This window comes from Sphingomonas sp. S-NIH.Pt15_0812 (genome assembly GCF_003951315.1).
Classification (GTDB): domain Bacteria; phylum Pseudomonadota; class Alphaproteobacteria; order Sphingomonadales; family Sphingomonadaceae; genus Sphingomonas.
This window is the reverse complement of record NZ_QLJH01000024.1, coordinates 26,379-39,689: the sequence shown is the minus strand read 5'-3', so window position 1 is coordinate 39,689 and position 13,311 is coordinate 26,379. Positions and strand designations below refer to the sequence as shown.

13 protein-coding genes are annotated in these 13,311 nt (G+C 68.9%); 7 read left to right on the top strand and 6 right to left on the bottom strand.

The window, feature by feature from the left end; translation table 11 throughout:
- Positions 1 to 193 precede the first annotated feature (193 nt).
- A complete protein-coding gene (locus BRX43_RS14935) occupies positions 194 to 1,495 on the bottom strand; it encodes a 3-methyl-2-oxobutanoate dehydrogenase (2-methylpropanoyl-transferring) subunit alpha (RefSeq protein WP_125995891.1) in 1,302 nt (433 codons plus the stop codon).
- A gap of 188 nt (positions 1,496 to 1,683) precedes the next feature.
- Between BRX43_RS14935 and BRX43_RS14930 the strand changes: the two genes are divergently transcribed.
- Positions 1,684 to 1,908 carry a hypothetical protein gene (locus BRX43_RS14930; protein WP_125995890.1) on the top strand — a complete coding sequence of 75 codons (225 nt, stop codon included), beginning with the start codon at positions 1,684 to 1,686 and terminating at the stop codon, positions 1,906 to 1,908.
- A gap of 47 nt (positions 1,909 to 1,955) precedes the next feature.
- Here the strand turns inward: BRX43_RS14930 and BRX43_RS14925 are convergent, their stop codons facing one another.
- On the bottom strand, positions 1,956 to 2,972 hold the full coding sequence (locus BRX43_RS14925) for a fumarylacetoacetate hydrolase family protein (RefSeq protein ID WP_125995889.1): 1,017 nt from the start codon (positions 2,970 to 2,972) through the stop codon (positions 1,956 to 1,958).
- Positions 2,973 to 3,125: 153 nt separating this feature from the next.
- Here BRX43_RS14925 and BRX43_RS14920 point away from each other — a divergent pair, with 153 nt between their 5' ends.
- The 3 genes from BRX43_RS14920 (at position 3,126) to BRX43_RS14910 (ending at position 6,303) form a co-directional block, all read left to right on the top strand.
- On the top strand, positions 3,126 to 4,424 hold the full coding sequence (locus BRX43_RS14920) for a methyl-accepting chemotaxis protein (RefSeq protein WP_125995888.1): 1,299 nt from the start codon (positions 3,126 to 3,128) through the stop codon (positions 4,422 to 4,424).
- A gap of 203 nt (positions 4,425 to 4,627) precedes the next feature.
- A complete protein-coding gene (locus BRX43_RS14915) occupies positions 4,628 to 5,971 on the top strand; it encodes a DEAD/DEAH box helicase (protein WP_125995887.1) in 1,344 nt (447 codons plus the stop codon).
- Positions 5,972 to 6,036: 65 nt separating this feature from the next.
- Complete coding sequence (locus BRX43_RS14910; RefSeq protein WP_125995886.1) at positions 6,037 to 6,303, top strand: hypothetical protein; 267 nt, start codon at positions 6,037 to 6,039, stop codon at positions 6,301 to 6,303.
- A 126-nt stretch (positions 6,304 to 6,429) separates the two neighbouring features.
- Here the strand turns inward: BRX43_RS14910 and BRX43_RS14905 are convergent, their stop codons facing one another.
- Together BRX43_RS14905 and BRX43_RS14900 are read right to left on the bottom strand one after the other, a co-directional pair.
- Entirely contained in the window at positions 6,430 to 8,265 is a 1,836-nt protein-coding gene (locus tag BRX43_RS14905; protein WP_125995885.1) for a hypothetical protein, read from the bottom strand.
- On the bottom strand, positions 8,262 to 8,459 hold the full coding sequence (locus BRX43_RS14900) for a hypothetical protein (RefSeq protein WP_125995884.1): 198 nt from the start codon (positions 8,457 to 8,459) through the stop codon (positions 8,262 to 8,264). Before BRX43_RS14900 ends, BRX43_RS14905 begins: the two co-directional genes overlap by 4 nt.
- Before the next feature lie 136 nt (positions 8,460 to 8,595).
- Between BRX43_RS14900 and BRX43_RS14895 the strand changes: the two genes are divergently transcribed.
- Positions 8,596 to 8,961 carry a hypothetical protein gene (locus tag BRX43_RS14895; RefSeq protein ID WP_125995883.1) on the top strand — a complete coding sequence of 122 codons (366 nt, stop codon included), beginning with the start codon at positions 8,596 to 8,598 and terminating at the stop codon, positions 8,959 to 8,961.
- Positions 8,958 to 10,994, top strand: coding sequence for an EAL domain-containing protein (locus BRX43_RS14890; protein WP_125995882.1), 2,037 nt, complete (start codon positions 8,958 to 8,960; stop codon positions 10,992 to 10,994). The genes BRX43_RS14895 and BRX43_RS14890 overlap by 4 nt, the downstream gene beginning before the upstream one ends.
- Before the next feature lie 457 nt (positions 10,995 to 11,451).
- Here the strand turns inward: BRX43_RS14890 and BRX43_RS14885 are convergent, their stop codons facing one another.
- A complete protein-coding gene (locus tag BRX43_RS14885) occupies positions 11,452 to 11,808 on the bottom strand; it encodes a hypothetical protein (RefSeq protein ID WP_125995881.1) in 357 nt (118 codons plus the stop codon).
- 211 nt (positions 11,809 to 12,019) lie between these two features.
- Positions 12,020 to 12,880 carry a flagellin gene (locus BRX43_RS14880; RefSeq protein WP_346962865.1) on the bottom strand — a complete coding sequence of 287 codons (861 nt, stop codon included), beginning with the start codon at positions 12,878 to 12,880 and terminating at the stop codon, positions 12,020 to 12,022.
- On the opposite strand from BRX43_RS14880, the gene BRX43_RS14875 reads away from it, so the two are divergent.
- Positions 12,873 to 13,226 carry a hypothetical protein gene (locus BRX43_RS14875; protein WP_125995879.1) on the top strand — a complete coding sequence of 118 codons (354 nt, stop codon included), beginning with the start codon at positions 12,873 to 12,875 and terminating at the stop codon, positions 13,224 to 13,226. The genes BRX43_RS14880 and BRX43_RS14875 overlap by 8 nt on opposite strands.
- Positions 13,227 to 13,311 lie beyond the last annotated feature (85 nt).

The window sequence follows — 13,311 nt, the reverse complement described above, 5'->3', positions numbered from 1 at the left end:
GTCGCCCGCGGCGGCGGGGGCGGAATCTTGCAGGGTGGTGGCGTCAGTCATCGGAGGGTTCCCACGGCCATCCCGGCACGGGCCGGGGTCCAGATGCGAGACAAAGGGAGGTGCGCGATGCCGCTCGATCGCATCGGCATCGCGCCCGGACCCCGGCCTTCGCCGGAGTGGCGCGGGGCCGGCGGCGCAACCATCACTTGCGCGCCCATGGCCGGCCCGACGCCTCTTCCTCGGCCATCATCTGCGCCTGTTGTTCGCGCAGGTGCCAGGGCATCTCCTCGAACACGCCGTCGAACAGCGTGTCGAGCGGCTGGTGCAGGCCGTGGCCGAGAATGCCGTTGGCCTCGGCCGCCTTTTGCGCGGCGCGGACCTCCTCGGCGCATTCCTTGTCCTGCGCGGCGTGGCGGTCCTCGTCCCACTCGCCGATTGCGATCAGGTGATCCTTCAACCGGCGGATCGGATCGCCCAGCGGCCAGGCGGTCGGCTCGCCGGCGGAGCGATATTGCGAGGGATCGTCCGAGGTCGAGTGACCCTCGGTGCGATAGGTGAAATGCTCGATCAGGGTCGGCCCCTGGTTGGTTCGCGCCCGCTCCGCCGCCCATTGAGTCGCGGCATAGACGGCCAGCGCGTCATTGCCGTCGACGCGCAGGCCGGCAATGCCATAGCCGACCGCGCGCGCCGCGAAGGTCGTCGACTCCGCGCCCGCGAAGCCGGAAAAGCTGGAGATCGCCCATTGGTTGTTGACGACGTTCATCACCACCGGCGCGCGATAGACGGCGGCGAAGGTGCAGGCATTGTGGAAGTCGCCCTCGGCGGTCGATCCCTCGCCGCACCAGACGGCGGCGATGCGCGAATCGCCCTTGGCGGCAGATGCCATCGCCCAGCCCACCGCCTGCGGATATTGGGTGGTGAGGTTGCCGGAGATGGAAAAGAACCCGGCCTCGCGCGCCGAATACATGATCGGCAGCTGCTTGCCCTGCAACCGGTCGGCGGTGTTCGAATAGATCTGGTTCATCATGTCGACCAGCGGCCAGTCGCGCGCGATCAGCAGCCCCTGCTGGCGGTAGGAGGGGAAGCACATGTCCTCGTAATCGAGCGCATGGGCGGCGGCGACCGCCACCGCCTCTTCGCCCAATGCCTTCATGTAGAAGCTGGTCTTGCCCTGGCGCTGCGCCCGGAACATGCGGTCGTCAAAGGCGCGCAGCCGCACCATGTTGCGCAGGATGCGGCGCAGCACGTCGGGCGACAGGCGCGGGTTCCAGGGCCCGACCGCCTGGTTGTCGTCGTCCAGCACCCGCACCAGCGTATAGGCCAGTTCCGGGAAGTCGGCGGCGGGGGCGGCGGTGTCCGGACGGCGCGCGGCGCCGGCAGGGGGGATGTCGACCGCGGTGAAATCGACCGCATCGCCGGGGCGGAACTTGGGTTCCGGCACGTGCAGCGACAGGCGCGGCAAATTGGTCGGCAGCTCGTCGCGAGGCTCTTCGGCCACGATCATCTCTCCGGTTCGGCCGCGGTCGAGTCCGCGTGTCACGTTGGAATTTGCTTTTGCGCGACGGTTATAAAATTTCAAGCGTCGATCGTCGCGTCTTGCCGTGACTGAGGTGAACGACCGGTCTCACAGGGCGGCGTCTACCCTATGTTAGGAAGTCGATCCTAGATCCGTTCCCATAGGGAGTGTCGTCGATGTACATGGGGCCAATCACCGCCGCGCGGCTGCCCGGCGGGCGGACCATGCGCCGCTTCGTCGGTGTGCCGGTGTTGCTGGTTGCCGGGATCGTGATGATCCCGTGGCTGGCCGGCAATGGGATGGTCGCCGCGTTCGCCATCGCCGGACGCGCCACCGTCAGGCTGCCGCGACTTCTCGTCAGCGCCGTGAATTATGCCGGTGAGGTCGCGATCGGCCGCTGAATAGCCGGTATGGGGAGCGGCCGGATCGCGCCGATCGCCCCCCATGCTCAAGCGCCGACCGACTGTTCGATCACGCCGAAGATCGGATGGTGGCGATCATCCTCCATCCAGATCCGTACCGTGTCGCCCTGCTTCAGGAACGGCGTCTTCGCCGCGCCGTCCAGGATCGTCTCCACGGTGCGCTGCTCCGCCAGACAGGCATAGCCAACCCCGCCCGCCGCGATCGGCTTGCCCGGCCCGCCATCGGCGTCGCGGTTGGACACGGTGCCCGATCCGATGATCGTGCCCGCGCCCAGCGCCCGGGTCCTGGCGGCGTGCGCGATCAGCGTGCCGAAGTCGAAGGTCATGTCCTCGCCCGCCGCGATCCGGCCGAAGGGCTGGCCGTTCAGGTCGACCATCAGCGTGCGGTGCAGCTTACCGTCCCGCCACCAGTCGCCCAGCGCCTCGGGCGTGACGAAGACGGGCGAGAAGGCGCTGGCCGGCTTGGACTGGAAGAAGCCGAAGCCCTTGGCCAGTTCGCCGGGGATCAGGCTGCGCAGCGACACGTCGTTGGTCAGTCCGACCAGCCGCACCGCCGCCAGCGCTTCCGCGCGGCTGGCGCCCTGAGGAACGTCGCCGGTGACGACGATGACCTCGCCCTCCAGGTCGCAGCCCCAGCTCTCGTCGGCGAGCGGGATCGGATCGCGCGGCCCCAGAAAGCCGTCCGACCCGCCTTGGTACATCAGCGGATCGTGCCAGAAACTGTCGGGCAGCTCCGCGCCGCGCGCCTGCCGCACCAGCGCGACATGGTTCACATAGGCCGATCCGTCCGCCCATTGATAGGCGCGGGGCAGGGGGCTGGCGGCGTCATGCTCGTGGAACCGGCCGCGCGGGATCGCCCCATGTTCCAGATCGGTCGCGAGGTTTTCGAGCGCGGGCGCGAACCGGTCCCAATCGTCCAGCGCGGCCTGCAGGGTCGGCACGATATGCCCCGCATCGGCATACCAGGCGAGATCATTGGATACGACGACGAGCGTTCCGTCACGGCGGCGTCCGCTGGCATCCTTCAGACTGGCAAGCTTCATGGCTTCTCCTCTTCCAAGGCGGCAGTCTAGGCCGGCCGTCGCGGTCGGGCAACGATCCTCGGCCCACGTCACCGAACCGTCATCCCCGGTGAACCCCCGGTTTACCGGTTGGCTCCTAGGGAAGGGGCAGGGGGTATACCATGTCGAGACACCATGCTGGGGAATGACGAACGCATCGGGCGGGCCGCCGACTGGATCGGCGAGCGCCGCATGCTGCGCGTCGACCAGCCCTTGCCGGCGGCGGCGGAGATGTTCCGCAGCTGTCCCGCGCTACGGATGCTGGTCGTCGTCGATGCGGACAACCGGCCGGTCGGCGCGATCTACGACAGCGACATGCGCGCCTTGCTCTACAGTCCCTATGGCTATTCCCTGCTCTGCAATCCCAGCTTCGGCGCGACGCTCGAATCGATGATGCGGCCGGTGGCGCTGGTCGAGGCGGACGCCACGCCATCGGCAGTCCTGGCCGCCTTCGCCGATGCGCCGCCGGGGTGCGAGGGGCTGGTGGTGGTGCGCGACGGTCGGGTCCTGGGAGCGATCGGCCAGCCGACCCTGCTCCGGCTGGTGGCGGAGAGCGACGCGGCCGAGGCACGCCGCCGGTCCGCGCGCGCGGACCGGATCGATGCGGCCAGCCGGTGCTTCCAGGCCGATGCCCGCAATCTGGCGCGTCAGCTGACCGAGGCGTCGGACCAGGTGGCGACGGTGTCCGGCCGGATGGCGGTGCGCGCCGAGGATATCGGCCGGGGCATCGCCGAGGTGGCGAGCGCGTCCGACCAGGCGGCGCAGGCGATGCGGCTGGTCGCGGATCGCGGCGACCAGCTTGCCGGTGCGCTCGCGACCGTGGAGGCGCGGACCGGCGATACCCATGGGGCCACCTGCGCGGCGGTGCGACTGGCGGCGGATGGCGCGGAGGAGGTCGAGTCGCTGCGGCTGGCGGCCGGGGCGATCGAGGCGGCGGTCAACGAGATCGAGGAGATCGCCCGCCACACCGGGACGCTGTCGCTCAACGCCTCGATCGAGGCGGCGCGCGCGGGCGCGGCGGGGGTCGGCTTCGCGGTCGTGGCGGGGGAGGTGAAGGCGCTCGCCGCCAAGACGCGGGCGGCGGCGCGCACCATCCACGACCGGGTCGCGCAGATCGGCACGGCGGTCGGCGGCGTGTACGACGTCCAGTCCGGTCTGGGCGCCGCGGTGGGCACGGTCGAGACCCTGTCCGGCGCGGTCGAGGATGCGTTGCGCGCGCAGACCGTGGCCGGCCGCGATATCAGCGTCACCGTGCACGAGGTCGGCACCGCCACCCGCGCGATCGGCGACCATGCCATCCATATCCAGGGCGGCACGCGCGCGGCACGCGACGATGCCGCGCTGATGCGCGATCTGGCCGACACGCTGGTCGTCCGTGCCCGGTCACTGGAGGATCAGCTCGGCCAGTTGGTGGACGCGCTGCGAGCCGCATGACGCGGTGCAGCATTGACCTATGCGGTAACCTGTGGCATAGGCCCCGGCATCGAGGCGTCATGCAGCGTGGACGAACCGCTTGGTTCGAGCTCCGCCTCGGTTGTTAAGCCAGGGCTTCCCTATTCACGCGGGGTGTCATTTCTCCCCCGCCACCCGTGCGCCCCTCGCGTGCGGTGCGTGGCCTGTTGCAAGGTACTCTTTCTATGTCGTTCCAGACACTCGGCCTGTCCGAGCCGCTCGTCCGCGCGCTCGAAGCCAAGGGCTATACCACCCCCACGCCGATCCAGGCGCAGTCCATCCCCATCCTGCTTGAAGGCGGCGACCTGCTCGGCATCGCGCAGACCGGCACCGGCAAGACGGCGGCCTTCGTGCTGCCGTCGATCCAGCGGCTGGCGGAAAGCGCGAAGCGCGTGCTGCCGACCCATTGCCGGATGCTGGTGCTCGCGCCGACGCGCGAACTGGCCAGCCAGATCGCCGACAATGCGCGCGGCTATGCCAAATTCTCCAAGCTGTCGGTCGCGACCGTATTCGGCGGCACCAGCCTGAACAAGAACCGCCAGGACCTGTCGCGCGGCGTCGACATCCTGGTCGCCACGCCGGGCCGGTTGATCGACCTGGTCGAGCAGGGCTTCCTGAACCTGTCGACGATCGAGATCCTGGTGCTGGACGAGGCCGACCAGATGCTCGACCTGGGCTTCATCCACGCGCTGCGCCGCATCGTGAAGATGCTGCCGCGCCGTCGCCAGACCCTGTTCTTCTCGGCGACCATGCCGCCGTCGATCCGCGAACTGGCCGACCAGTTCCTGCACCAGCCCAAGACCGTGTCGGTCGTGCCGCAGTCGACCACCGCCGAGCGCGTCGACCAGAGCGTCACCTTCGTCAACCAGACCGAGAAGCAGGCGCTGCTGACGCTGGTGCTGCAGGACCCGGCGATCGATCGCGCCCTGGTCTTCACCCGCACCAAGCATGGCGCGGACCGCGTCGTGAAGCTGCTGGCGGGCAACGGCATCGCCGCCAACGCCATCCACGGCAACAAGAGCCAGGGCCAGCGCGAGCGGGCGCTGGGCCAGTTCAAGTCGGGCGAGGTCCGCATCCTGGTCGCGACCGACATCGCCGCGCGCGGCATCGACGTGTCGGGCGTCAGCCATGTCGTCAATTTCGAGCTGCCCAACGTGCCGGAGCAATATGTCCACCGCATCGGCCGCACCGCGCGCGCCGGCGCATCGGGCATGGCGATCGCCTTCTGCGCCGAGGATGAGCGTCCCTATCTGCGCGACATCGAGAAGCTGACGCGCCAGAAGGTGCCGGTCCAGCCGCTGCCCGACGACTTCACCAAGAAGGCGGCGGCGATCAAGAGCTCGCGGGTCGCGGCGGTCGGTGCCGACCCCGCCCCGCGCGAGGATCGCCCGCGCGGTCCGCGTCCGCTGCCCAAGCCGCGTGCGACCCATGCGCCGTCGCCGATGGGCCAGCAGGCCCGCCATCGCGGTCGGCCGAGCCAGCGCGGTCGCGGCGGTCGGCCCGGTGGTCGCCAGCAGGCGGGCGCCTGAGTCTCCAGGCGTGACGAAACCAGCGGCCTCCCTCACCCGTTGATCCGGGTGAAGGAGAGCCGCCGATGGACGTATCCACCACCCCGATCGCCGAACGCATCGCCCGTGTCCTCGCGGGCGAGCGTCTCAGCGCGAATGCGCAAGGTGAGGAGGAATCCGCCGGTGCGCATGTCGACGCGGTCTGGCGCGAGCATCTGCCCGAGGCATTGGCCGTGCTGCGAACGCTGCGCGAGCCAGACCGGGCGATGGCCGATGCCGGCGACGTGGCCATCTGGGAAAAGATGGTCCGCGCCGCGATCGAAGGGTCGAAGCCGCAGACGGTGGTGTTGTAAGGGCCGGATCATCGCCGCGCGCTGATTCACGACCCGGTATCGCCGCGCGCGCGCCCTTGCCCCGCCGAAACGGGAATGGCCTGAAGCGGAACGAGGCCGCGCCGCCACTGGCGGCGCGATCTCCGCTCAGGCCTTGTCCGGCGCCTTTTTCGGCTGTGCGGCCGCCTTCGCTTCGGCCGGCGGCGGCGTCGCGAGCGCCTGCATCGCCGCCTCGCCACGATCCATCAGGTCGCCGACATCCCCCGCCGGCGTGGCGGACGGAAGGGCGGTCATCGCCTTGCCCAGCCGCGCCGGGTCGACCGGCGTCCGCGTGTCGGTCAGCATCGCGAAGACCGGCGCGGTCGGCAGGCGGGTGAAGGCCGCGGCATAGCGGCCGCGCAGCCGCTCCAGCGCGGCATTGCGGCCCAGCATCGACAAGGCGATGGCATGGCGCAGCACGATCGCCTGCCCCACGTCCGACAGGTTGCGCGGCTCGGGCAGCAAGGGCTCGCCGGTCGCGATCAGATGAATCCAGTCGCGCTCCCGCCAATAAATCTCGCTGGCGATGCCGCGCGAGTCGGGCACGTCCTGCAACGTGGCCATCGCATCCGCCGGCTTGCCGAGCAGCGTCAGCGCCGCAGCCTCGACCCGGTGCCGGTCGGCCGTCATGCCGGCCGGATAGGGAATGGGCGCGGTCCGGCGCAGCAGCCGCACCGCCTGGTCCGGCGTGCCCGCCAGCACCCGCAGCGTCGCCACCCGGATCGACAGCGGGCCGGTCTCGATATCCTGCGCACGTTGCTGCAATTGATAGTCGAGCAGGTCGGCGGCGCGGCCGTACAGCCCCACATCCTGCAACCGGCCGGCCAGTACATAGGCGAGCTTGTCGCCGCTGTTGCCGGCGGGGGCCAGGTCGCGATAGTCCCAGAACAGCCCGGCCGCCTGGTCGAGCGGCAGCCCCGATCCCGGCGACAGCGCCGCCACCAGCATGGATTGCAGCGTCGCGAGCAGCGTGCCGGTGGTCGCGGTCGGCCCGCCATAGCGGAACAGCGCGGCCCCCGCCGCGAGCGCCTGGCGCGTGTCGTTGCGCTGTTCGGCGAGATCCATCCACAGGCGCAGGGTCGCGCGTTCGGTATCGTCGCCGCGCCAGCGGAAGGCGAGCGCCTCCAGCCGCTTCATCGCGTCGCCCGATTTCAGCGTGCCGGCCTTCAATCCGGCCTGGACCAGCGCGAGTTCGGCTTGCGCGCGCTGTTCGGCATCGCCGCTGATCGCCACGCGTTCCAGCCGCAGCCGCGCCTCCTGCGGATCGCCGAGCGCCATATGGCTGCGACCACGCAGCAGGTTGGCGGCGGGATCGCCGTCCGGCGCGGCCTTCAGCCAGGCGAGGGCGGCGCGATAACCGCCCAGCGCCACGGCCGCTTCGGCGGCGGCGTCGACGAAGGGCAGGCGCGCCAGGTCGCTGCGCGCCTGCAACGCCGGCATCGCGCAACGGAGCTGGCGCAGGGCGGGGCCGGGCTGGTCGTCCTTGGCGAGCATCCGCATCCGCCACAGACAGCTTTCCGGATCATCGGCGAGCGAGTCGGTGGTCAGCATCCCCAGCGCGCCGTCCTGATCGCCGATCTGGGCCAGCGCGACGCCGCGTGCGCGCCGCCAGGCCGGCACCAGCGCCAGGTCGGGGTCGTCCGCGCCCATCACGTCGAGCACGCCCATCGCATCCGGTCCGCGCCCGATCGCCAGCAGGCCCGTCGCCAGGGTCCAGCGCGCCGCCTGCCGCGTCTCCGGCGTGGAGGTCGCGATGCTGTGCCAGGCGGAGTCCGTGTCGATGCGCGTCCAGGCGTGTGTGCCGGGCAGCGGTTGTTCCGCCAGCGCGGGCGCGAAGCCCGGCAGCCGGGCCATGGGCACGGCGTGACCGCTACCGCCATGCGGAGGCGGGGCCGCGCCGATCGCGAGCATCAGCGTGGCCGCGCCTGCCAGCCGCCCGATCATGTGCCCACTCCCAGGCGCGCGACGGCGGCGCCGGCGCCGGCGGCGCCGATGGCGAACAGCAGCAGCGGCAGCATCCCACCGCCTTTGCCGGCGGCGGCCGGGGCCTTGTCGGCGTCCTCGACGATGACGTCGCCGGGCGCGCCGGCCCTGCCGTCGACCATCGTGATCTGGCCCGGTTTCTGATCCTGGCTCATCGTCTCATTTACCCTTTGCGTACACTTCATTATAGGATGGCGACGGGTAAGTTGCCCTTGGCGGTCGGGTTGGAGCGTCATTTACTGGAACCCATTGATGTCGCGCTTGCTTCTTATCCTATTAACGCTCATCCCATTGGCCGTTCCGCTGCCGGCGGCCGCTTCCGGCCATGGCGGCGGCGGCGAGGGTGGCCCGCAATTCGTCGCGCTACCCGAGCTTCGCGTGCCGATCGTGCAAGGCGATCGGGCGGATGGACGGTTGCTCGTGACGCTGGCGCTGAAGGTCGACGACGCGGCCGACGCGGCGGCGCTCAACGGCGCGATGCCGGCCGTGCGTGAGCGCGCGATGATGGCGGCGAGCGAATTCGCGCGACTCCACGCCTCGCCCTTTCTGCCGGTCGATGCCGAACGGCTGGTCAAGGCGATCGACGATGCGCTGCGCGACCAGGTTCCGGGGGCTCATATGCTGCTGGTGACCAAGGTGTCGGCGGTGGCTGCATGAGCGATGCGGCCGACCTCGGAACGACTGCGTCGTCGTCCCGGGCCCTGTGCGGCCGCTTCATCGACTGGCTGACGTTGCGGTACAGCTCGCCCCAGCTGGCGGCCGACCAGTTGCGCGACGTCTCGCAATATATCGCGCTTATCTACGGCATCGTCGCCGCGAACATGGTCTTCTGCTTCTGGGGCAGCTGGACCACCATCTCGCCATGGGTGATCGGGGCGATCCTGCTGCCGATCGCGGCGATCGTCACGTTGCGGATCCGCTGGTGGCGGGCGTTGCCCGATCGGGTGGCGCGGGACGGGAACCATGATCTGCGATCTCTGCGCATCACCGTGGTCATCATGCCGGTCGCCGCGCTGGCCTTGAGTACCATGGCGATCCTGGCCTGCAGGACCTGGCATGCGATGATGCTGGAGACGGCGGTCCTGTTCGTAATGCTCTGCGTCATCGCCTGCATGTTCTGCCTGCGGGCATTGCCTCAGGCGGCCTTGCTGGTGGCGAGCGTCGTCCTGCTGCCGCACCTGTTCTTCGCGATCCGCACGGGCGCCCCCAACGAGCTGCTCACCATCGGCCAGCTGGCAGTGCTGCTGGCGATCGTGCAGGTGATGCTGACGATCAGCTTTCGCCAGTTTCGCGCATTGAGTGAATCCCGGCGCGCGCTGATGGCGGAACGGTGCGCCGCCCTCCAGCGCGCCGATGAGCAGCAGCGCCTGGCCCGGCGGGATTCGCTGACCAATCTGTGCAACCGTACCCATTTCTTCGACATCTTCGACCGGATGATGGCGGCCGACGACACCCCCTTCGCGGTGGCGGTGATCGACCTGGACCGGTTCAAGCAGGTCAACGACCTGCACGGCCATGCGGTGGGCGACCAGTTGCTGATGATGGTCGGTGAGCGGCTGCGCGCCGCCGGCAGCCGAAGCGATACGGATGGGGGCATCGTCGTCGGGCGGCTCGGCGGCGACGAGTTCGGCGCGCTGATCCCGGCCGGCATCGATCCGCTCGCCTGGGGAGAGGTGCTGTGCGAAAGCTTCGCTCGGCCCTTTTCCGTGCAGGAGCTGGAGATCGCCGGCCGCTGCACCGTCGGGGTCGCCCAATCGGTCGAAGGGATGCGTTGCTCGCGCGAGCTGTACGGCCGGGCCGATCACGCGCTCTATCGCGGCAAGGCGGAGGGGCGCGGCCGGTGCATCCTCTTCTCGCCCGACGACGAAATGCGGCTCCGCTCGCACCAGACGCTGGAGTCGGTGCTGCTGGCGGCCGATCTGGAGGCGGAGCTGGACCTGTGCTTCCACCCGGTGGTGAATACCGAGACGCTGGCGGTCGGCGGGGTCGAGGCGTTGGCGCGCTGGACCAGCCCGGTCTTGGGCGTGGTGGGGCCGGACCGCTTCATCCCGATGGCCGAGGATCTGGGCATCATCGGCCAGATGACGCTGGTGCTGCTCCGCAAGGTGCTGGTGCAGAGCCGCCGCCTGCCGACCGAGCTGTGCGTCTCGATCAACCTGTCCGCCAAGGACATCGTCGCCGACCGGATCATCGACGCGGTGATCGCCGAGATCAAGGCCAGCGGCTTCGATCCGCGCCGCCTGATCATGGAGATCACCGAAACGGCCGTGATCCGCAACCATGAGATCGCCATCCCCAACATCGCCCGGCTGCGCGCGCTGGGGATGCGTGTCGCGCTCGACGATTTCGGCACCGGCTTCTCCAGCCTCACCCATTTGCAGCGCCTGCCGATCGACAGCGTCAAGCTCGACCGCAGCTTCGCCGCCAATATGGAGGACGAGGTCGGCGGCAAGGTGGTGGCGGCGGTCGCCGGCCTGTGCCGGACGCTCGACTTGACCAGCCTGATCGAGGGGATCGAGACGCCCGCCCAACTGCGCCGCGCGCGCCAATATGGCTATCGCTATGTCCAGGGCTATCTGTTCGCGCAGCCGATGACGATCGAGGCGTTGTTGCGCTGGCTGGACGAAGACCGTCGGCCGCCGCTGCACGGCCGCTCGCTGGCGGACGGGCGCGCCGCCGGCGTCCGTTAAGCGGCGGCCACCGACACGCGGCGGGACGGTGCGCCCGCCACAAGGGGCCTGCGCCGAACGGGCGTGGCGACGTGGCGACGTGGCGACGTGGCGCGGCCCATGCCGCCGGAATTTGGGATCGGCCTCGACCAGGCGATGCGCTGGGCGCGGCATCCTGCTGATCACGCCTTGCGCGGCACGGCCTTGCCGGCTGCCGCACGATAGGGGCATGGGCGAGGATCAGGGCGCGGCGCGCAGGGGAAGGATCAGGACGGATCGCCGGCGCGCGGCGGCGCGAAAGACGCTTTGCGCGGAGCGGTGCCGGATCAAGGGAGCGCGATGGCGACCGGCGACGACCAATGACCTGGGGTCGTCGGGGCTATGGGATCGATGCGGGGGTGCGGCGATGGACGCCGCCATCGCCCTGCGGCCGGGGTGGCCGGTGCGCCTGGGTCGCCTCGGCAACCGGCATATGGGGTCAGAGCGGGGCGATGCAGGCGACGCGCGTGGTCGCATCGGCGGCGCGGATCGCGCGGCGGCGGACCGGCGCGGTAGCGCGGGGGCGAAGCGGTGGCGTCACCGTCGCCGGTGCGACGGCGAGGTCGGCATCGACGGTGAAGATGGTGGGGGTGCAGCCTGCATAGCGCATCGGGTCCGCCAGCAAGGTCAGGCAATCCTCGATCTGGGGCGCGGCGCGATCGCCGATCGTCTCGGCGACATCGTCCAGCGTCATGCCCAGGATCGACATGGCCTGCGCCGCGGCGGCATCCCACAAGGCGCCGGCCTCCTCGACCCGGAGGGCGATCGTGACGCGAAATTCCCGCGAAGTCCCCATAGCAGTTTCCCAGTGCCCCCAACTGACCGATGCTCGTCCCACGATCGATCTTGCGTATACCGTATCGAGACGGATGAACGTCGCTTAACGGATCATTCATGGGCTGTTAACTAAGGATAAACACCTAGTATGGCTATGGCGGGGTGGCCGAGCCACCCCGCCTATGGCGTTTTCGACAAGTGATCGAGGGGGGCGATCGTCGGATCGCGGATCAGCCCTTGAACAGCTGGCCGATCATCTGCGGCGACTGGTTGGCGATCGACAGTGCCTGGACACCGAGCTGCTGCTTGGTCTGGAGCGCGGTGAGGCGTGCCGATTCCTTGGCCATGTCGGCATCGACCAGGTTGCCGATGCCGGCTTCAATCGTGTCCGCCAATTTGCTGGTGAAGGTCAGTTGCGAGTCGATCCGGCGCGCCGCCGTACCCAAGTTGCTGAGCGCGTTGTTGACCGTCGTCTTGTAGGTCGAGAGATAGCCGTCGACCGTGGCGGCGGTCGCCGCGTCGGTCAGCTCGGTGCTGTCGTTGAAGGCAGCGGCGGCGTCAGCCGCCTTTGGCAGGCCCAGGCCCGAGCCGGTGATGGTCATCGTATCTGGGGTGAAGGCGGATGCCGGCGTGGGGTTGACATTGGCCAGCGACTGCAACGGCGTGACGGTGTCCGTCGTCGCCATCTTCAAAAGATTTTTGTCGTTATATTCCGAAGTGTTGACGATCGTCTTGATCCGCTCGCGCAGACCAATGAAGTCCTTGTTCAGCGAGTCGCGCTGCGTGGCGGAGATGGTCGTGTCCCCGGCCTGCTTGGCCAGCGTCTTCATCTCGTTGACGATGTCGGAAATCTGCTCGGTGCCGCTCACCGCGATGTCGACGACGCTCTTGGCGTTGCTGAGCGAGGAGGTGACGGCCTTCAGGTCGCCCTGCTTGCCGCGCAGGCCCTGGGCGGTGACGAAGGTCGCCGAGTCATCCCGCGTCGAGTTGACGTTCTTGCCCGAGGAAATGCGCGACTCCGTCGTGGAGAGACCCTTCGACGTGCGGTTCAGTTCCTGCAGCGCGACCATCGCGCCAACGTTCGTGTTCACGGAAAAAGCCATGTTCTCTTACCCTTTCGAACAGGTGGTTCGCAGCGGTGTCCCCGCCAGCGGCCCGCTGCGATGCGGTTCGCCCTTCCATTATGGGAAGGAGTTGCCGGGGGCGGACGCGGCTTGCGGAAAAATCGTCCGGGTGGGGGAAAAGCCTGCCGTTCAGCCGGTCGATGTCGCATCTGGCGGTTCGACCGGGCGCGCGGCCGTCGTATCGATCGTCCGGTCCGAGATCGATCCGGTCGATCGATCGGCTCGGAAATTATCGCGAATGATGAACGAGATAAACCGCCGTTTGATGAGAATAGAATGTGGCAATATTGCTGATGTGGCAATTGCGTATTGATTAATTTTGCGTCAAATATACATGAATGGCGGCATGTCTGCGGTGATGTATTTTGTTTGATTGGTATTATTACGTAGAAAACGGG